The organism is Acidithiobacillus ferrivorans (genome assembly GCF_016250455.1).
Lineage (GTDB): Bacteria > Pseudomonadota > Gammaproteobacteria > Acidithiobacillales > Acidithiobacillaceae > Acidithiobacillus > Acidithiobacillus ferrivorans.
Genome location: NZ_CP059488.1, coordinates 1,615,376 through 1,634,793, shown reverse-complemented (window position 1 = coordinate 1,634,793; position 19,418 = coordinate 1,615,376). Strand labels below are relative to the sequence as shown.

Sequence of the window (19,418 nt, the reverse complement as noted above, 5' to 3'; positions counted from 1 at the left end):
ACCGTTTGTCACTTGCATAACGCTATTAAGGATCATCAGATCAATTAGGGTGAAGCCGTCCTGTCCCGCCAAGGGGCTATGATGCGCAATCATGGGGAAACCTTTCCGAAAGGGTTCTGGAGCGGTAAAGCCGAGGTCAGATCACTGTCCGAAAGGTGCACCCCCCGAGGGGGTGCGGTTGACTTAATTAGGAGAACGTAATACCGCCGTTTGAATTAATCGTGACAGTACAGCTCGTACCCCCATTACAACCAGTAATATTGGACGTACTTGTTGAGCTTCCAGCACTACCGGAGCCTTGCAAATTCATGGAAGAAAGTGCTGCACCGACGGCGGCTTGCAAGCCAGCAGAAGCAGCACCTGTTGGAACGAATGTGATTCCAAAGGTACTGTTAGTGGGTGAGATCGGCAACTTTGTATTAAGGGTAATGTTATAATCGTCTATCAATCCTGGTCCCGTATTGACAGCCGATGCTCCCGGCAATGAAATGGACGTGGTTTGACCCGCCGTAGCTGCTGCAACAGCCGCCGTGCCTTGGGTCACCAACTGATGAAAATCCTGAGCGACTGTCGTCGCCTTGGCGGTAACGATATACTGCTCATACTGCGGAATAGCGATAGCCGCCAAAATACCGATAATCGCAATGACGATCATCAGTTCGATAAGGGTGAAACCGGCTTCGGCGCTGGCCTGCGCCTTTTCTACGAATTTGCTCATGAGTAAATCTCCCTGGTGGAGTGAATAGCTACCCAGGCAACGTGCGTGGGCTGTCATCCAGTCAGCATAATTCGTGCCAATAAAATATGGTACGATGTGTCACAGTTTGTAACCTCTCTGAACTACTGGGTAATTATATTTCCCATGCACGCCGCAGGACATGATTGGTAGAGGAACGTGGAGCCGAAAACATACACGCCTCAAAAAACTTGTAGAATTTCCACGTTAATGCGTAGAAATCGTCTCCGTTGCTTGAAGCCGCTTCCACATGGTTATGTGGAAATACAGAAAAACATCATAATTTCCATGTGGGTGCGTGGAAATGCTAGACTTCTTTCCACTCAAGCCCGTAGAAACTCAGAAAAAAAGGAGATACTAATGGACCCATCTAAAAATTCATCCGCATACATCAGCACCCAAACGGCGGCTCTGCTGGCAGGCAAATCCGTGCGAACGGTCAACAACTGGCTGGAGTCCGGGTCGATAAGCGGCGAGCGGGTTCATGCCGAGCGTGGTCCCGGTGGATTGATGTGGAAAATAGACCTCTCCAGCTTGGCCCCGTACATACCCATGAAAATGGCGGACGCCTGCGTCCAGGAGATCCTGCAGGCGGAGGTAGGGGATGCCGCCAGTATGAACCATGTCGGCACCTATTTTTATGCGGCTAATGCCTACAAAATCGCCACTGATTGGTTTGACGCCGCGGCGAAAAAGGGGCATGCAGACGCCATGGAGTGGCTCTCAATCTGCTACCTCAACGGGATTGGCGTCGAGAAAAACCATGCGCTCGGCATCCAGTGGCTTGGGAAGGCGGCGACCCTTGGCCATAGCGTCGCCAAGCCGAAACTGCGAGCCTTGGGGTTTGAGTTATGAGATTTCGTGGTGCCGATGGCATTAATACAGCGTAGGGATCGGACTTGCTGCCGGCGGAGCGCATGGTCTGTCCGTCATTGACCCACGCATAGACAATAATCTGCGTTCTGGAGTCATAGCGAAAGAACAGCCGGAACCTCCGGCCAATTTTGGCTCGGCGCCAGTGACGGTAATCCTGGCCCATTGTATTGCCCTGTCGGTAGTTCAGGTTGCGCAGAACGGTGAGTTTCGAGAAAGCTGGACTACTGATCACCCAAAAGAGTAGGATTTAATCCCATTATTATGAAAGGAATCAGTCATGCGAACCACTCAGCAAATGAGCATTACCCTGCCCAACGACATGGCAGACGTGGTGAAGACCAAGGTGCGCTCTGGCGAGTACGCCAGTGAAAGTGAAGTGATCAGGGACGGACTGCGGGCGCTGATGGCGCGGGATCGCGCCGTGGAAAGCTGGCTATACAACCAAGCCGGTCCCGCTTATGACGCCTTAAAGGCTGATCCATCCCGCGCCGTCAGCGTTGACCAAGTGCGTGCCCGCTTGGCCGCCGAAAATCACCAAACAACCCTATTGAGACACTAAAACTGTCTCAGGATGGCGTCCCAATTGGGTTTACCCATGCGGTCCACATGCGCTGCATCGAAAGTAAGGCGATTGTGCATTACACTGCAATGTATCCACATCAAGAGACTCCGAGGGCATCACCATGACCACATTGACAGTTACCGCACGGGGGCAAGTGACGTTTAGGAAAGAGGTACTACAACACCTCGGCATTAGGCCCGGTGAGAAAATCGAATTGGATTTATTGCCAGATGGCCGGGGCGTACTCAAAGCAGCGCGGCCAACTGGCACGGTTAATGGCTTCATCGGATTGCTCGCGGGGCGGACAAAGAAAGTCGCTACCATTGAAGAAATCAACGCGGCGACCGCGCAAGGTTGGGCAGGTAAAGAATGAGGGTCGCTGTTGATACCAACGTACTTGTTCGTGCTGCTGTGCGTGACGACCCCGCACAAGCGGGCATCGCCGCCAAGGTTTTGATCGATGCCGAATTGATTGCGGTCGCACTTCCGTGCCTGTGCGAATTTGTATGGGTTCTGCTCAGGGTCTACAGCCTCCAACCCACAGATGCAGCCGCCGCGATCCGCGCTCTACTTGCAGCCGCCAATGTGGAAGTGAATAGGCCGGCCGTAGAGGCTGGCCTGTCGGTGCTCGAAGCTGGCGGGGATTTTGCCGATGGCGTCATTGCCTACGAGGGCAACTGGCTTGGCGGGGAAACCTTCGTTTCCTTCGACAAAAAAGCGGCGTCACTTTTTTTGGCGCAAGGTCAATCAGCGCTTCTACTGCCTGGATAATGGTTTCCACCTCGTTGACTAATCACTCGAAAATCGGAGCAAGTTTCGCTAACACTTCTTCCAGGATTGATGTTGGCAAGGTGTCCACCTTGCGGGCGTTGCGGGCACCAAGATCAAGCACACGTGGTTGATCGCAGCGCACGACGCCGGTTGTCTTGATGCCGGTCACGGGAACGGCGAACCCGATGCGGCGGGCGAAGTCGCCGCCGTTCGTGATCGGGCAAATCACTGGCAACTTGGTCGCCTCGTTGAACTCGGCAGGCGACACGACAAGCACGGGACGGCTGCCGCGCTGCTCGCGCCCTTCGGTCGGATCAAGTGAGACCAGGTAAATGTCACCACGCCTCATATCAACTCACCACCCACGGCGGGCGCATCGACCCATTCGCGTTCTTCAGGCGGTTGTGGTTGTGAATAGTCCGACGCGGCCAGCAGCTCCGCGAGCGTGTAACGCGGCCTGGGCTTGGGATCGATCACTAGGCGGCCTTCAGTAACAACGACGCCTACCGTAGCCCCAGCTTGTAGGTGCAGTTGATCGAGGAACGCCGGCGGGACGACCAACATGACCGAGCCGCCGACCTTGCGCAGATTGGTTGTGTACATGAGGACTCAATCTGGAAGTCGAACGAGATCGTCACGATGTGGGGCGCGACGTCAGCCTGTGAGATACCTCCTGGATACCTGCGTGCGGCCTTGATTTTTCCTTTGGCAGACACCATTTTCAACCTGCTTACATTCAACCGTTCGCTCTCTGCGCGAACCCAGTTAATTCAGGAGAGATAATGACCGCCAGCAAGGAAACCATGCAATTTCAAACCGAGATCAATCAGCTATTGCAGTTGATGATCCATTCGCTTTACTCCAACAAAGAGATCTTTCTGCGCGAATTGGTCTCCAATGCCTCTGACGCCTGCGACAAGCTGCGTTTCGAGGCATTGGCCGACCCCGCCCTCTTAACCGGTGACAGCGAACTCAGGGTGGAGGTGGACTTCGATCCCGAGGCCGGCACCATTACCGTGCGAGACAACGGTATTGGCATGAACCGCGACGAGGTGATTGCCAATATCGGCACTATCGCCAAATCCGGGACGCGCGAGTTCTTTGAACGCCTCAGCGGCGATCAGACCAAAGACGCCAAACTGATCGGCCAGTTCGGAGTAGGTTTTTATTCGGCATTCATCGTTGCAGATCGCGTCATCCTGAACACGCGCCGCGCCGGCATGGAAGCCGAGCATGGTATTCGCTGGGAGTCGGACGGTACCGGAACCTACACCCTGGAAACCCTGAATCTGCCCGCGCACGGTACCGAAATCGTCTTGCACTTGCGCGAGGAAGAGCGCCAGGACCTGCTCAGCGCCTGGCGCTTACGCAGCATCATTAACAAGTATTCGGATCATATACCCCTGTCGATCCGTATGCGCAAAATGGGCGAAGATGGCAAGCCTGGTGACGAATGGGAAACGGTCAATAAGGCCTCGGCTCTCTGGCAACGATCCAAGTCCGAGATCAGCGACGACGAGTACAAGGAGTTTTATCGCTACGTCAGCCACGACTATGGCGACCCTCTGACCTGGAGCCACAACCATGTTGAAGGACGACTGGAATACACCTCCTTACTCTTCATTCCGGCCAAAGCACCCTTTGATCTCTGGGATCACAACCATTCCCACGGTATCAAGCTCTATGTGCAGCGCGTCTTCATCATGGACGATGCCGAGCAGCTTCTTCCCCGCTACCTGCGCTTTGTGCGCGGTGTGATCGATTCCTGCGATTTGCCTCTTAACGTCTCCCGCGAGATTCTGCAGGGTAACCGAGTCATTGATCAGATGCGCTCCGGTTCGGTGAAACGAATACTGAGTCTCCTGGAGGACATGGCCGAGAAAGAGCCCGAAAAGTATCAGACGTTTTGGAATGAATTCGGACGGGCACTCAAGGAAGGTCCGGGTGAGGATTACAGCAACCGCGAACAGATCGCCAAGCTGCTACGCTTCGCCAGTTCGCACACGGACACGGACACGCAAAATGTATCGCTGGCCGATTACCTCGCGCGTATGGCCGAGGGTCAGGACAAAATTTACTACATCACTGCGGACTCCTTCCTTGCCGCCAAAAACAGCCCGCAGTTGGAGTTGCTGCGCAAAAAAGGCATCGAAGTATTGCTACTCAGTGATCGCGTAGATGAATGGCTGACCAGCCATCTGCCCGAATTTGAGGGTAAGGCACTGGCATCCGTCGCCAAAGGTACCCTTGACCTGGGCACCATCGAAACCGAAGAAGAACGCAAATCGCAGGAAGAAACCGAAAAGGGTGCTGAGGGTTTGGTAGAACGCATCAAAAACGCCTTGGGCGAGCGGGTGGAGGCTGTGCGCGTCTCCCACCGTCTGACCAGCTCTCCGGCCTGTATCGTCCTGGGCGAGCGGGATATGGCCCTGTACATGCAGCAATTGCTCAAGCAGGCCGGCCACGAAGTATCCAGCACCAAACCTGTCCTGGAGATCAACCCCACCCATCCCATGCTGGTACGCATAGAAGGCGAAAAAGACGATACTCGCTTCGCCGAATGGTCAGCACTGCTGCTGGATCAGGCGATTCTGGCTGAAGGGGGACAATTGGAAGATCCTGCCGGTTTCGTCGCTCGCATCAATCAGTTGATGCTTGCGCTGGCAGGCTGAGCTTGTTTAAGCAAAAACTGGAATCCCCCGGCTCTGCCGGGGTGACCGTAGATGTTTGACATGTGGTGGAGTCCAGCGGAGAACCGACGTCTGCTCAGCCCCACTTCTGGATCACTTCGTAAACGGCTGTTCGGGGGCGCCAGGTCCAGAGCAGTACCATGGCATCTGCTACAGTTCGTGTATCGGCATCAAGAGAATGGAGATCTTTCGGGATCAAGGCCAACGGTAGGGTATCCTTGGAAATCAATATGGCTGAAGCATACCAAAATCTGCTGTATATGGCTGACGCGTTTATAATGCCTTCATGGGCAACAGTGCCGGAAGCAGCGCATTAGGACGGAACAATAGCCCAGCATGGTATGGTAAAAAAACGTTTGATCAAAAGGTTGAATGAGTTTCTGCTGTTAGCAAGCGTAAAAATTGCTTATACTAAACTGGCTAGTCACGCCAGAAGTCTGGAAGGGGGTCTGCCATGAATACTCAGTGGCCTTTACAGGAGGCGCGCAATCATTTGAGCGATGTCGTGAAGCGTGCCCGCAACGATGGTCCGCAAACCATCACCTTACATGGTGAGCCCGCGGTTGTAGTGCTCTCCGTAGAACAGTTTCGGACGTTGACACGGCCGAATCAGACGTTATCCGAATTCTTCGCGGACTCTCCACTGCGAGGGCTCGATTTGGAAGCTGCAGTCGTGAGCTAAGACCGACAGGCTGCTAGCGTCGCCAAGGCGAAACTGCGGGCCTTGGGGTTTGAGTTATGAGATTTCGACGTAGAGTGTGCCATCTTCCACGCTCACCGGAAATGTTTTGAGCGCTTTTCTGGGGCATATAAAATTCAGCAACTGAATACCTGGGGGGAAGTTAGCCCAGTCCACGACCTCGCCGGAGCGGATATCAAAACGCGCGTGGTGCCGATGGCATTGGATGAGCTGGTCATCAATGATTTTGCCGTCCGTTAATGACGCCTTCAGGTGCGTGCATCTAGCCTGGGTGGCATAATAACCGTCGCTCAGTGCATAGACGGCAAGATCATAGCCCGCAACCTGACAGGCCTTGGTTTGGCCCCTGGGGAAATCGTCTTGCGCCCCAATTTTGCTTTTAGCCATGATAAACGTTCTCCTGTGTTTGAAAACCCTTGTAAATTTACTGGTTTGTGCGTTTCAATTCAACCGCCCGCCAGTAATGCTCCTCCGGCTGTAACCGCTGAAGCTGCTCACGCAACACCGTACCGCCGACTGCATTGACCCGTCCCTGGTCTCGACGAATGAGGTCTATCAGCGGTATGGATGAAAAATACTGGATGATCATTTCCAGATGGCTTCCTGTCGTCTGCAGCGACCGCATCCATTCCGCATAGGGAGCCAGGCGCTCTGGATCAAGATGCGTGTCTGCGATAATCAATACGTCTGCTTCCGTTATTGCCTGGCAAATGGCTTCTTCCCAGAGCGATTGCACATGATCTTCCTGCGCTTTGTCCCAGGTCTGCCAAGAGAACGGCTGCCCAGACGCCTTATGCAAGGTTGCTCGAATGGCATCCCGCTCGATGACGTGAATATTCAAGCTGGAGTATTGGGTCTGCATAGCGCGCGCCCAAGTGCTTTTGCCACTGGCGGACGTGCCGACGGTGAAGATGATCAACGGTGAAGGTTTTTCTTTCAATAACATGGTTACCTGGCGTGCATCGTTTGTGAGTATGGCGGCACAATCCGCCTGATCGCAACTCAGAATATGGTACTGCTTTTGCAGGCAGCCATAAGGCAAGGAAGGTGCCGCTTGCCGCCACGTCAGCGGCGGAGATAATTGACACAATCCAGCGGTTGAAAGTTGCTACACCGGGCCGAAAAAATCGGCTATTTGAGGTGCCGGGGCAGCATAATAGCCGATGACCGGCAAGGACGCCATGCCTATGCGCAACCTCAAGGCAGTGGCATGAAAATGGCGATCTCCACTGAAGTGTCCTAATCTTACCCTCAAGGCATTTTATGGGCCAATGCGATGATGGATCGTTTGTGACCCCAGCGCAGCCTTGTATTGTGATTGGAGGTGATATGATAAGTCGTGACGAAAAATCGGCACCATCAGAGTTATATGATCTCCTAATGGATGGTGGCTGGATGGACGTCCTCCAGCAACACCCCACACCGCAGGTCATCACGAAGAACCGGAAAATCATTTTCATTAACTCCGCAGCTGTTAATTTATTCGATGGCATCAATATTGAGTCATTCATGGGTAAGGACATCATAGAGTTGATCCATCCATTAGATCAGGAGCGAATTTTCCTCAGAATTAATGCACTCACGAAGCAGAACAGTCAGAACGCACCCACTAAGATTCGTATCAACACGGTTACCAATAAAATAAAATACATTATTTCCTCTAGTGCGCTTGTACAGATCAGGGAGGAAAGCATCGTGATTGCCACTGGAGTTGATGTTACAAAACTTCATAAAATGGAAAAATCTCTCAAGGAGTCTGAGGATAGCTTTAAGGGCGGTTCGAAAAACTCCCCACTTCCAGTAAAATATAGGGAGCCGATTGGAAGGGAGAGCAACCATGGCAGGACTGGTAGGGCAAACAGGATTTTTCCCCGGAGACCGCCGGTTGCGGGAACTGGATTTGCTGGGCGACGGCCTGCCGCTGCTCAACCGGCTCATTCCCTGGGAGCGCTTCCGCCCAATTCTGGAGAGTGTGCCGAAGGCCAAACCCAAAGGGCCGGGAGGGAGGAAGCCCTACGACCGGATGCTGCTCTTCAAGATGATGGTGTTACAGCAACTGCACAATCTCAGCGACGAACAAACCGAATACCAGGTTCGGGATCGCCTCAGTTTTCAGCGTTTCCTGGGGCTTGGGTTGGAGGAAGCCGTACCCGATAACACGACCTTATGGCTATTCCGTGAATCACTGGCCCAGGCCAAACTGACGGAGCGACTGTTCACGGCCTTCCATGCTTTTCTGCGGGAAGCCGGCTACGCCGCACGGGCCGGGCAAATCATCGACGCGAGTTTTGTGACGGTTCCACGGCAACGGATGCACCGGAAGGAGCGGAACAGGTCAATCAGGGCGAAACGCCCCAGACGTGGCAGGATCAGCCCGCCAAGCGCCGCCAGAAAGACACCGATGCCCGCTGGACCAAAAGAATGGCCGCAGTTTCTTCGGATACAAGAACCATATCAACGTGGACAAGCGCCACAAGCTGATTCATCAGTACATGGTCACGGATGCCGCTGTGCATGACAGTCAGTGCCTGGAAGCGCTTCTGGACCCGGAGAATCAGGGCGTACAGGTTTTTGCGGACAGCGCCTATCGTTCAACGGAAGCGGAGCAAATGCTATGTCAAAAAGGTTACCGCAGCCGAATCCACGAGAAGGCGCAACGCAACCGCCCTTGACCAAGGCCCAGGAGTTGGCCAACACGCGCCGGTCACACCACCGCGCACGGGTTGAGCATGCCTTTGGCGCCATGGTACAGCAGGGTGGTAAGTTTCTGCGCACCATTGGTATGGCTCGCGCTGAAGTCAAAATCGGCATGATGAATCTGGTCTATAACATGCGGCGATTTACCTGCTTAATGCAGCAATCGGTGGCCAGGTAGGGATCAATCCGTCCAAAGCCCACGAAAAAGGCTAAAAATACTGGAAATACGCAGATAAAGTAGGGATAATGCGTAAAAATCGCCTGAAAGTGGCGAGGAAAGGGGGATATTCCATTCTCAAGTCGTGAAATTTTTGTTATTCGAAGTGCCCTTAAAAGATTGTTTGAGAATATGCATGATGTATTCTATCGTACCATATGCCCAGCAAGGAAAAGGTGTCTCTGTCCGTGAGCTTGGGAGTCACTCCCCTGACGGCAGAAGATAATCCATTCGTACAAGCATTGGCTCGGGCAGACCGTGCCCTTTATTTGGCGAAGACCAAAGGGAGAGGCTGCTTTGCGGTTTCTCTGCTGGATGGTGGGGAACCGTTTTTACCGTTACATTCCGAGTCGGAGTAGTTATAACAACCGGCATACATCTGGTTTTCCGACCAGAGATCACTGTTACCAACGGAATCCATTGAATTTGAAAATCATCCCGAAAATTCCCGCATTTCTCACCCGTCCCATCACTATGCCTCCCTATCGGCGGACCATATTTCTGGTCTTTTGGGGGACGTTGGTAGGGGTATTGGCTTTTTCCGGATGGTATGCCTGGTTCTCCTGGCATCGCTATGAGCAGAACAGTCAGTATCGTCTGACGCTGGAATCCGATATGGTCGCGACCGTCACGCAGAAGCTGCTGGACGGCCACGCCTCCGGGCTCCGGTTTTTGGGGGTGCAGTTACAGCGCGCAGATGCACTCCATCATCTGCGCCGCGCCCGGACGCTCCTGCTCGATTATCAGAAGGCCACTTCAAATATCGTCAGCGCGAATCTGATCGCCCCGAGTGGGCAGGTGATCGCTTCCACGACCGCACCGGTCGGCGCGCCGCTCCCGAATTTTCGCAACAATCCGGCCATCTGGCCGGCTTTCCAGAAAGGCATACAGACACCTGGCATGGGGATCTACCACCCGCTCCGCGGGCCATTGGTGGGTCATTGGGTCATCCCCCTGAGATATACGATATTTTCCTCGGCGGGAAAGCCCTTGTTTGTTGTAACCACGCCGCTGCGTTTTCGTGGTATTGGCGGCTTCCTGAGCCATCTGCCCTTGCGCACGGGAACGGCTGTCGGTCTGCTCCGGAGTGACTTTTATATTGAAGGGCGCTGGCCCGTACCCCAGAACAACCTTTCCAAGATGCTTGCCCATCCCGTGTCTGCAGGAGGAGCCTTGCGGCAAGCCTTGCAGCGTGCTCCCCATGCACATCATGGAACGTATGCGGGCGTCGTCGCGGTGGGGGAGCCGATCTATCGCTTTGGCGCTTTTACCCGTTTGAGCCATTATCCATTGACCGCTTTCGTTTCCGTCCCCAGGGATCAATGGCTGGCCGCCTGGTGGCAACGACAAATTCAATACCCTCTGGTCTTTCTGCTCATCGCTTTGGGACTCAGCTTGACGGCCTATCGCCGCATCCTCTTCCTGGATCGCCGATGGGAGCTGCAACGCCAGACCTTTGAGCGGGCCCTGACCACGCAGGCGACCCACGATGTCCTGACCGGCCTGCCCAACCGCGATGGTCTGCGGCTGGTGTTTGATCAGGCCTTAGCCCGCACGGAACGGCAGGAGCGGCTCCTGGCGGTGGGGTTTCTCGATCTCGACGCCTTCAAACCGGTCAATGACATCTACGGCCATGCCGCCGGTGACGACCTGCTGAAAGAAATAGCCCGCCGCCTGCAAGACGCGGTGCGGCGGACGGATACCGTAGCGCGCATGGGCGGCGATGAGTTTGTGCTGCTGCTGGAAGGCTTGCGCGATATGAATGAACTGGATCAGGTCCTGGCCCGCCTCCAGGCCGCGATTGCGCAGCCCTTCCACATCAAGGGGAAGATAGTCAGTATTCAGGCGAGTCTGGGGTTGACCCTCTATCCTTTTGACGAGGGGGACGCCGACCTGCTTCTGCGCCACGCCGATCAGGCCATGTATGCCGCCAAGGTGCGCACCAGCCCAACCAAGGCGGATTGGGTGCAGCTCTATCACCCCGATCTCGGCACCCTCACCGTGGGCGATGAAACGTTGCGCCAGGATTTCCTGCGGGCCTTGGCCAGCGGAGCGGTGACCCTCCGCTATCAGCCTCTGGTGGCTCTGGCAACAGGTCGGGTGGCGGGCCTTGAGGCCCTGACCCGCTGGCACCGGGAGGATCAGGAGGTCTCCCCCGATCGGTTCCTTCCTTCCCTTGGCGTACGGGAGCGTCAGGCACTGGGACGCTTCGTGCTGCAAACGGCGCTGCAGCAACTGACGCAATGGCGGGACATGGGTCTCGACCTCTTTCTCAGCGTCAACGTCACCCCGGAAGAACTCGATCAACCCGGATTTGCCGATACGGTCTTTGGCATCCTGGCGGCGTATCCGAGTGTCCCTCCGAAATCCCTGGTGCTGGAGGTGCTGGAAATCGGGGAAATCCTCGAACAGGAGGCCGCCCTGGAGCATCTGCAACGGCTGCGCGGCGCGGACATCAAAATCGCCCTGGATGACGTGGGGAGTGCTTACGCCTCTCTCCTGCGACTCAAAAATCTGCCCATTGACGAGATCAAGATCGATCAGAGTTTCATCCGCGAGTTGTCGAACAAGCCCCAGGACCTGATTTTCGTCGAAAGTCTCGTCAATCTGGGCTTGGCGATGGGCGTCCTCATCACCGTGGAAGGAGTGGAAACCGAAGCGCACATCGCTTTCCTGCGCGAGATGAAAATCAACTATCTCCAGGGGTACGCCATTGCCAGGCCGCTGGAGGCGAAAGCGGTCGCGGATTTTGTGCGCAGCTTTGTCCTCGGCGTCGGGGATGCGGACACGCCGATGCTGGCCCTGTACCAGCATCTGGGCTGGGTGCGGGCGGCAGCAGAGTCGGTGATGAAACATGAGGATTACGAGCATACGGAACTGGCCGACTGCCCGATCACGACCTGGCTGCATGCCCATGCATCGGAACTACCCGAGGTGGAGACCTTGCTGGCCGAGCACGAAACAGTGCATATCCTGGGCCGGGAAATCCTTCAGGTACGGCAAAGCGGAACGCGCGAGGAACTCCATCTCCTGCTCGGCCAGTTGCATGGGCACAGTCACCGCTTTCAGGAAGGCCTGGGGCAGGCGGTGAAGGCCATGCGGGATAACGCGGCGGCCACAGCATCTGAGCGATGTGATCGGGATGTTGGTATTCAAGAAAGTGGCAAAAAGTTACAGGGCACTTCGAATAACAAAAATTTCACGACTTGAGAATGGAATATCCCCCTTTCCTCGCCACTTTCAGGCGATTTTTACGCATTATCCCTACTTTATCTGCGTATTTCCAGTATTTTTAGCCTTTTTCGTGGGCTTTGGACGGATTGATCCCTACCTGGCCACCGATTGCTGCATTAAGCAGGTAAATCGCCGCATGTTATAGACCAGATTCATCATGCCGATTTTGACTTCAGCGCGAGCCATACCAATGGTGCGCAGAAACTTACCACCCTGCTGTACCATGGCGCCAAAGGCATGCTCAACCCGTGCGCGGTGGTGTGACCGGCGCGTGTTGGCCAACTCCTGGGCCTTGGTCAAGGGCGGTTGCGTTGCGCCTTCTCGTGGATTCGGCTGCGGTAACCTTTTTGACATAGCATTTGCTCCGCTTCCGTTGAACGATAGGCGCTGTCCGCAAAAACCTGTACGCCCTGATTCTCCGGGTCCAGAAGCGCTTCCAGGCACTGACTGTCATGCACAGCGGCATCCGTGACCATGTACTGATGAATCAGCTTGTGGCGCTTGTCCACGTTGATATGGTTCTTGTATCCGAAGAAACTGCGGCCATTCTTTTTGGTCCAGCGGGCATCGGTGTCTTTCTGGCGGCGCTTGGCGGGCTGATCCTGCCACGTCTGGGGCGTTTCGCCCTGATTGACCTGTTCCCGCTCCTTCCGGTGCATCCGTTGCCGTGGAACCGTCACAAAACTCGCGTCGATGATTTGCCCGGCCCGTGCGGCGTAGCCGGCTTCCCGCAGAAAAGCATGGAAGGCCGTGAACAGTCGCTCCGTCAGTTTGGCCTGGGCCAGTGATTCACGGAATAGCCATAAGGTCGTGTTATCGGGTACGGCTTCCTCCAACCCAAGCCCCAGGAAACGCTGAAAACTGAGGCGATCCCGAACCTGGTATTCGGTTTGTTCGTCGCTGAGATTGTGCAGTTGCTGTAACACCATCATCTTGAAGAGCAGCATCCGGTCGTAGGGCTTCCTCCCTCCCGGCCCTTTGGGTTTGGCCTTCGGCACACTCTCCAGAATTGGGCGGAAGCGCTCCCAGGGAATGAGCCGGTTGAGCAGCGGCAGGCCGTCGCCCAGCAAATCCAGTTCCCGCAACCGGCGGTCTCCGGGGAAAAATCCTGTTTGCCCTACCAGTCCTGCCATGGTTGCTCTCCCTTCCAATCGGCTCCCTATATTTTACTGGAAGTGGGGAGTTTTTCGAACCGCCCTACAGATAGACTAATTACGGCTCTTGAATTATGACTCTTGTAAATGGCAAAATTTAGAGTTGATGCAGTCCGGGCACGTTCGGCGTGAGTGCGCGCCTCACCTTGAGGGAGGGAGGGCGATGGCTTGGATTCGCGCGTACTTAAGGTGGGCGTTTTGGGAGGTGAGTTATGCTGAAGGTGCGATCGGATATTACTAGATTGTTTGGTGCCATGGGCACGGATAGTGGTGCGAGCTATCAAGAGTTTCCTCGTAATATTGCTAGCCGTCTGGAAGTCGCCTCGGCTTCCAGTAGTAGCGCTCAGGTTGAAAAGCTAACGGAGGAGGACACTTTTCGGGCAGAGGAAAAGCTAAGTAGTGGCAGCGAGGCCGCCGCTATCCCTATTGCCCGCCAACACCCCGAGGAGGAGGAAATAGCCAGCAATCCTCCTGATGCCAGCGGGTTTTCCATGCTGCATTTTCTATCCACTAAAACGCCAACGTCAGAGACAACGCCCAAACATGGCCGGCGCATACCCCGTGTCGCCATATTCTCGCCTTTAGGTGGGGCAGGGTGCAGCACTATCGCCGCTGGTCTTGCTTGGTTGTTGGCCAATAACGACCAGTCATCCTTGATGGTTGATCTTGGTGGCGCAGGGATGATGGCGCGTCTCTTTTTTGGAATGCAAGGCGAGGAGTTGGAGGGGGATGCGTCATGGAATGTGACTGTTGGGAACCTCTCTGGAGGCGCTCGTCTTTCAGGATTGGTGAGTGCCGGTCGGCGTGAAGCCGCGGCGATGGTCGACACCGTGCTGCCGTGGGTCGATGGGGGCGCGTCTCCCAAAGAAGCAGCCTCTCTCGTGGATCGTCTGGGGAGGCCGGGTTGGGTGATTTTTGATGTGGCTTCCGCCCGTTTCGATCTGTTGGATATCCTCATCAGTCAGGTAGATCTGCTCGTGATTCCCTTGCGGGTGGGTTTGGAGACCGTTCTGGCCATTGAAGAAATGCAGAAAGAGGTAAAAGCTGCCAAACTGACCAAAAATGATGGCTCACTGCAATGTCTTTATATCCTCAACCAGTTTGAAGCAGAAAACCCGCTGCATCTGGAGATTGCGAGGATGATTCATCAGGATTTCGGCGCATTGGTCGCCACCCAGCCTATACCGAGAGATCCGGGGTTAAGCCAAGCGCTCGCCGATAGTAAACCGTTCAGCAGTTCGTTATTTGTCGATCATTCCGGGGGGCTTTTGAGCCTGCTGCTGCGCTGGTCGCTTACCACATCGTCACTCTCCGCAATAAACATCTAGAAGGGCTATTATGACAAGGTCGAATCTTCTTTTCTCTCTTCCGTGGCCTTGGAAGGGGCGCGGTGGAAAGGGCGTGCTGGCGGCGCTGTCCGTGGTCATGTTTTTGGCGTTGGTGGCAATCATGATTCGGGTGCCTCTTGATTGGCAGGGGCAGACGGTGCTGGCCGGCTGCCTTTTCCTTTTTGCGCTCGCGTTGAGCTGGCGTTCGAAGGCCCAGTGGGTCACCCTCAGTCTGGTAGGGATCTCTGTTTTCTTGACTTCTCGCTATATTTGGTGGCGGGTTACCGAGACATTAGGTATCGGTGATCCAAACTATCATTGGTATGACTTTATTCCGACCTTTATCCTGTTGGCAGCCGAGTGTTACGCATGGATCACCCTGTTCCTCGGTTACATTCAGACCGCGTGGCCTTTGCAGCGCAAACCGATCCCGCTGACCCCCGACTCCAAACTCTGGCCAGACGTGGACATTTATATCCCCACCTACAATGAACCATTGAGTGTCGTCAGATCTACCGTGATTGCCTCCCTCACCATCGACTGGCCGGAGGATAAGCTGCATGTCTACCTTCTCGATGACGGCACGCGGGATGAATTTCGAGACTTTGCCACGCGAATCGGCGCCAGCTACATTACGAGAACTGAGCATAGCCATGCAAAGGCTGGCAATCTCAACCATGCCATGACCCAGACGAATGGCGAATATATCGCTATTTTTGATTGCGACCATATCCCTGCCCGCTCTTTCCTGCAGATCACCATGGGCTGGATGGAGCGCGACCCACGCATCGCGCTCCTCCAGACACCGCATCACTTCTATTCACCCGATCCTTTCGAGCGCAACCTGGAGCTCTTTCGCCTGGTTCCCAATGAAGGGGAGCTCTTTTACGGTTTGATCCAGGATGGTAATGATCTCTGGGATGCGACATTTTTCTGCGGATCTTGTGCGGTGTTACGCCGCGATGCGCTGCAGGAGATTGGCGGTATTGCTGTGGAGACGGTGACGGAGGATGCGCACACAGCGCTGAAGCTGCAACGACGCGGTTGGAAGACCGCGTATCTGAATATTCCCCAAGCTGCCGGCCTGGCCACAGAAAACCTTGCCAGTCATGTGGGACAGCGCATTCGTTGGGCGCGGGGCATGGCACAAATATTCCGGGTGGACAATCCGTTACTCGGCAAAGGCTTGAACGGATGGCAGCGGCTCTGCTATCTGAATGCCATGGCGCATTTTTTCTTTGCCCTGCCGCGTCTCGTATTTCTCACTGCGCCACTCGCTTATCTATTGTTTGGCCTGCGGGTGCTGGATGCCTACGCGATAACCTTTGCCGCTTATTCCCTGCCGCACCTTTTTCTTGCCAATTTGACGAACTCGCGCATTCAGGGGCGTCACCGATACTCATTCTGGAACGAGGTCTATGAAACCGCGCTGGCGCCGTACATCCTCCTACCGGTCTTGCTGGCGGTGCTGAATCCCCGGCTCGGCAAGTTCAACGTCACCGCAAAAGGCGGAATCAATGCGCAAACCCATTTCGATACGCATATTGCCAGGCCCTATATGATTCTCTGGTTGGTGAACCTTGTTGGCCTGCTGGCGGCCGGACTTCGTCTTACCGTGGAGTCGGCGCCTGATGTATCCACCATTGTCATGACCAGTATATGGACGCTATACAATATCATTATCATCAGCGCGGCGATGGCGGTAGCCCGCGAAGCGCGTCAGGTCCGCAACCACGTGCGCGTTCCGGTTCGCTTGCCAGCCGAGATTATGACCAGTGCAGGGCCGATCAAGGCGATTACCCAGAACGTCTCCGACGGTGGACTTCGATTGGAGGCCCAGAACATGCCCACCTTGGCGCCAGGAACTCTTTTCACCGTCCGTCTGTACTGGGATGCTGATTGCTACGCTTTCCCGACCAAAGTCGTTGCACAGGGACCGAATTTCCTGAGTCTGGCTTTTGGCGATCTCCATCTGCATGAACAGGCGCAATTGGTCAGCCTCCTCTATACCCGAGCTGATGCGTGGCTGGGCTGGGGCGAAGGACGGGCCGATGACCGGCCATTAAAAAGCCTGTTGTTGGTGGGCAAGGTGGCTCTCATGGGCAGTGGAATCATGATACGAAGCCTTTTGCCATGGAGCCGGAAAGTGGTATCGGCTGCCACTGCCGGCCTTGCGTTAACCGCCATACTAGTGGCGCTATCTGGTCCGCAGGCACGGGCAGCTGGATCTGGCGTAACATCACCGATAGCGGTCGAGTCCGCAACTACCGCTTCAGCTACTCCGGCCATGCCACAAAACGCCATAGGTACTTTCAGTAAATCCTGGACGCTCACTGAGCTTGGCCTTCCGCAAGGCTTGCACCTTACCGGCATCAGTGGTCTGCAAACGGTATATTTGAATATTCCTGGCAATGAACTGGTTCAGTCTGCCAGCGTGACGGTTCAATTTCGCTATTCCCCTGGCCTTTTGTCCCGAATCAGCCAGATCAATCTGGTCCTGAACGGTAGCGTCATCGCTTCCTGGCCCGTTCCACAGAACGGCCTGCCGGGCTCTATTCAGACCTTCACCGTCCCGGTCAATCCTTTCCTCATCCAAACGTACAACCACATTGGTTTTCAGTTGATTGGTCACTACACCATGCAATGTGAAGACCCCGCCAACTCCACCTTGTGGGCTGACATCCTTCCCCAAACCCATATTCAGGTCGCGGGCACCCTGCTGAATCTTCCTGATCAGCTTTCATTGCTTCCCGCCCCATTTTATTACCGTGCTGGCCAAGGCTCGGTCAACGTACCCTTTTTTGTGGTGTATGGAACCGCTTCGTCGCACACCTTGGAAGCGGCTGGGGTGGTCGCCTCCTGGTTCGGCGCACTGGCGGATTATCGTCCCGTCCACTTTCCCGCATCCATGAATAATCTGCCGAAAGGCAATGCCGTAGTTTTCATCGACACCAGCAATGGTATTCCCGCGTCTTTACAGAATATGGACTTACCCGTGGCCAACGGTCCAACCATCGCCGTGCGCAGCAATCCTGTCGATCCCTCCGCCAAGTTGTTGTTGATCATGGGAAAGAATGGCAAGCAACTGCTCATGGCAGCGCAGGCCCTGGTGCTCGGGCATTATGCCACTGGGGGGTCTACCGCTGAAATTGAGCACTTCGCGTTGCCAGAGCCGAGAAAGGCAGATGACGCGCCTCGATGGCTCAGCACAAAGCACGCTACCAAGCTCGGTGGGATAGCCGCCAAGAACTCCTTGCAGGTGGAATATGCGGGGGACGTGACTATCCCCTTTCGCGTGGCTCCTGATCTCTTCTTCTGGGGCATCAAGGACGTTCCGCTGCATCTGCGTTATACCTACAATCCAGGACCTATCGGGAATCAATCCTCCTTGGTCCTGAATATGAACAATCAGTTTACCGGGGCTGTCGGCCTACCGGGAGGCAAAGGAAAAGCCTCCGGAATCCTGCAACACGACTTCGCTATCCCGGCCACCCGGATACAGCCTCTGGACAACACCCTGAACTTCTTTTTTGGATTTCAGGTCGCCAAAAAGGGGCCGTGTCAAGATACGATGCCCGACACCTTGCGCGGCGCAGTACTCCCGGATTCGTATCTGGATCTGTCTGGCGTGCCGCACTTCACGCGCTTGCCAAACCTCGCCTTGCTGGCGAATGGCGGCTATCCCTTTACCCGCTATGCGGACCTATCCCACACCGCCGTGGTGATGCCAAAAACGGTCGATGACGCTGCCGTGGCAACGTACCTCGATCTGTTGGGCCAATTTGGTGCGCAAACGGGTTATCCCGCGCTCCGGATCACCGTCGTCAGTCCGGATATGGTGACCAGTGCCAAGAATAAGAATCTGATTGTAATGGGGACGCCATCCGATCAGCCACTGATACACAACTGGAGTGGGAATCTACCGCTGGTGGTTACGGGCACTGGGGTACATATTCAAAACCTGCAGGGACCGTTTTCTCGCCTGACGAATGATTTGCCATGGTGGGATCAATCACCAGGAAGTAGAACCTATGGTGCCGGAGCGCTCGGTCAGTTTCTTGCCCAGGAAACAACCCCGGCAGCCCTCATGGAAGAGATCATATCCCCTTTGCAGGCGAACCGGGTGGCACTCTTCATGATGGCCAAGAACAATCAGGATTGGCATCTCATGTCGAGTACGCTGCTGGATGCTACGCTCCGCTCCAGGATATTTGGCAACCTTTCTCTTTTTTCGACAAACGACAGCAGCAGCAGCCCTCGTTCCTTTATCCTGCCCGCACCCTATATAGATACAGGCCACTTGCCTTTCTGGACCTGGTTATTCTGGCGGCTCAACCATGCCCCGTGGTTGATTGCTGGGATCATCGCTGCGGGTACTGCAGTGCTTGGAGTGATCCTGACCGTATGGTTGCGGCGCCGGTCCAATCGTCGACTGCGTGGCGATACGTGATCC

15 protein-coding genes and 2 pseudogenes are annotated in these 19,418 nt (G+C 55.1%); 10 read left to right on the top strand and 7 right to left on the bottom strand.

Translation table 11 applies throughout. The features are described 5' to 3' along the window. Window positions 1–187 precede the first annotated feature (187 nt). A complete protein-coding gene (locus H2515_RS16395) occupies window positions 188–718 on the bottom strand; it encodes a prepilin-type N-terminal cleavage/methylation domain-containing protein (RefSeq protein ID WP_198659795.1) in 531 nt (176 codons plus the stop codon). Between the two features lie 378 nt (window positions 719–1,096). On the opposite strand from H2515_RS16395, the gene H2515_RS08105 reads away from it, so the two are divergent. Continuing rightward, entirely contained in the window at window positions 1,097–1,591 is a 495-nt protein-coding gene (locus H2515_RS08105) for a tetratricopeptide repeat protein (protein WP_198659794.1), read from the top strand. Here H2515_RS08105 and H2515_RS16620 read toward each other — a convergent pair. Further along, on the bottom strand, window positions 1,473–1,844 hold the full coding sequence (locus tag H2515_RS16620) for a type II toxin-antitoxin system YhaV family toxin (protein ID WP_456298299.1): 372 nt from the start codon (window positions 1,842–1,844) through the stop codon (window positions 1,473–1,475). The two genes, H2515_RS08105 and H2515_RS16620, sit on opposite strands and share 119 nt — an antisense overlap. Window positions 1,845–1,889: 45 nt before the next feature. On the opposite strand from H2515_RS16620, the gene H2515_RS08095 reads away from it, so the two are divergent. From H2515_RS08095 to H2515_RS08085, 3 genes are all read left to right on the top strand, one after another. Beyond that, entirely contained in the window at window positions 1,890–2,171 is a 282-nt protein-coding gene (locus tag H2515_RS08095; RefSeq protein WP_198659793.1) for a ribbon-helix-helix domain-containing protein, read from the top strand. Between the two features lie 124 nt (window positions 2,172–2,295). After that, window positions 2,296–2,547 carry an AbrB/MazE/SpoVT family DNA-binding domain-containing protein gene (locus H2515_RS08090; protein WP_014028964.1) on the top strand — a complete coding sequence of 84 codons (252 nt, stop codon included), beginning with the start codon at window positions 2,296–2,298 and terminating at the stop codon, window positions 2,545–2,547. After that, window positions 2,544–2,945: a type II toxin-antitoxin system VapC family toxin gene (locus H2515_RS08085; protein WP_198659792.1), complete on the top strand. Its 402-nt coding sequence runs from the start codon at window positions 2,544–2,546 to the stop codon at window positions 2,943–2,945. The genes H2515_RS08090 and H2515_RS08085 overlap by 4 nt, the downstream gene beginning before the upstream one ends. 22 nt (window positions 2,946–2,967) lie before the next feature. On the opposite strand, the gene H2515_RS08080 is transcribed toward H2515_RS08085, so the two are convergent. After that, window positions 2,968–3,294 (bottom strand): type II toxin-antitoxin system PemK/MazF family toxin, encoded by a 327-nt coding sequence (locus H2515_RS08080; RefSeq protein WP_198659791.1) that lies wholly within the window; start codon window positions 3,292–3,294, stop codon window positions 2,968–2,970. Next, window positions 3,291–3,548 carry an AbrB/MazE/SpoVT family DNA-binding domain-containing protein gene (locus H2515_RS08075; RefSeq protein WP_035191490.1) on the bottom strand — a complete coding sequence of 86 codons (258 nt, stop codon included), beginning with the start codon at window positions 3,546–3,548 and terminating at the stop codon, window positions 3,291–3,293. Before H2515_RS08075 ends, H2515_RS08080 begins: the two co-directional genes overlap by 4 nt. A 179-nt stretch (window positions 3,549–3,727) precedes the next feature. Here H2515_RS08075 and htpG point away from each other — a divergent pair, with 179 nt between their 5' ends. Both htpG and H2515_RS08065 read left to right on the top strand, forming a co-directional pair. Continuing rightward, a complete protein-coding gene (gene htpG, locus H2515_RS08070) occupies window positions 3,728–5,617 on the top strand; it encodes a molecular chaperone HtpG (protein WP_198659790.1) in 1,890 nt (629 codons plus the stop codon). A 472-nt stretch (window positions 5,618–6,089) separates the two neighbouring features. After that, the gene (locus H2515_RS08065; RefSeq protein WP_198659789.1) at window positions 6,090–6,317 is read left to right on the top strand and encodes a type II toxin-antitoxin system Phd/YefM family antitoxin; all 228 of its coding nucleotides are present in this window, start codon (window positions 6,090–6,092) and stop codon (window positions 6,315–6,317) included. A gap of 54 nt (window positions 6,318–6,371) precedes the next feature. Here H2515_RS08065 and H2515_RS08060 read toward each other — a convergent pair whose 3' ends face one another. Beyond that, complete coding sequence (locus tag H2515_RS08060; RefSeq protein WP_035191717.1) at window positions 6,372–6,722, bottom strand: Rieske (2Fe-2S) protein; 351 nt, start codon at window positions 6,720–6,722, stop codon at window positions 6,372–6,374. Window positions 6,723–6,759: 37 nt separating this feature from the next. Further along, on the bottom strand, window positions 6,760–7,281 hold the full coding sequence (locus H2515_RS08055; protein ID WP_198659788.1) for an AAA family ATPase: 522 nt from the start codon (window positions 7,279–7,281) through the stop codon (window positions 6,760–6,762). Between the two features lie 891 nt (window positions 7,282–8,172). Here H2515_RS08055 and H2515_RS08050 point away from each other — a divergent pair. Both H2515_RS08050 and H2515_RS08035 read left to right on the top strand, forming a co-directional pair. Further along, a pseudogene (locus tag H2515_RS08050) lies at window positions 8,173–9,210 on the top strand (IS5 family transposase). Between the two features lie 459 nt (window positions 9,211–9,669). After that, the gene (locus tag H2515_RS08035; protein WP_232821299.1) at window positions 9,670–12,459 is read left to right on the top strand and encodes a bifunctional diguanylate cyclase/phosphodiesterase; all 2,790 of its coding nucleotides are present in this window, start codon (window positions 9,670–9,672) and stop codon (window positions 12,457–12,459) included. A 117-nt stretch (window positions 12,460–12,576) separates the two neighbouring features. Here H2515_RS08035 and H2515_RS08025 read toward each other — a convergent pair. Next, window positions 12,577–13,616: pseudogene (locus tag H2515_RS08025) on the bottom strand (IS5 family transposase). A 233-nt stretch (window positions 13,617–13,849) separates the two neighbouring features. Here H2515_RS08025 and H2515_RS08020 point away from each other — a divergent pair. Then, a complete protein-coding gene (locus H2515_RS08020) occupies window positions 13,850–14,965 on the top strand; it encodes a ParA family protein (protein ID WP_198659784.1) in 1,116 nt (371 codons plus the stop codon). Window positions 14,966–14,975: 10 nt separating this feature from the next. After that, entirely contained in the window at window positions 14,976–19,415 is a 4,440-nt protein-coding gene (gene bcsA, locus H2515_RS08015; RefSeq protein ID WP_198659783.1) for a UDP-forming cellulose synthase catalytic subunit, read from the top strand. Window positions 19,416–19,418: the final 3 nt, after the last annotated feature.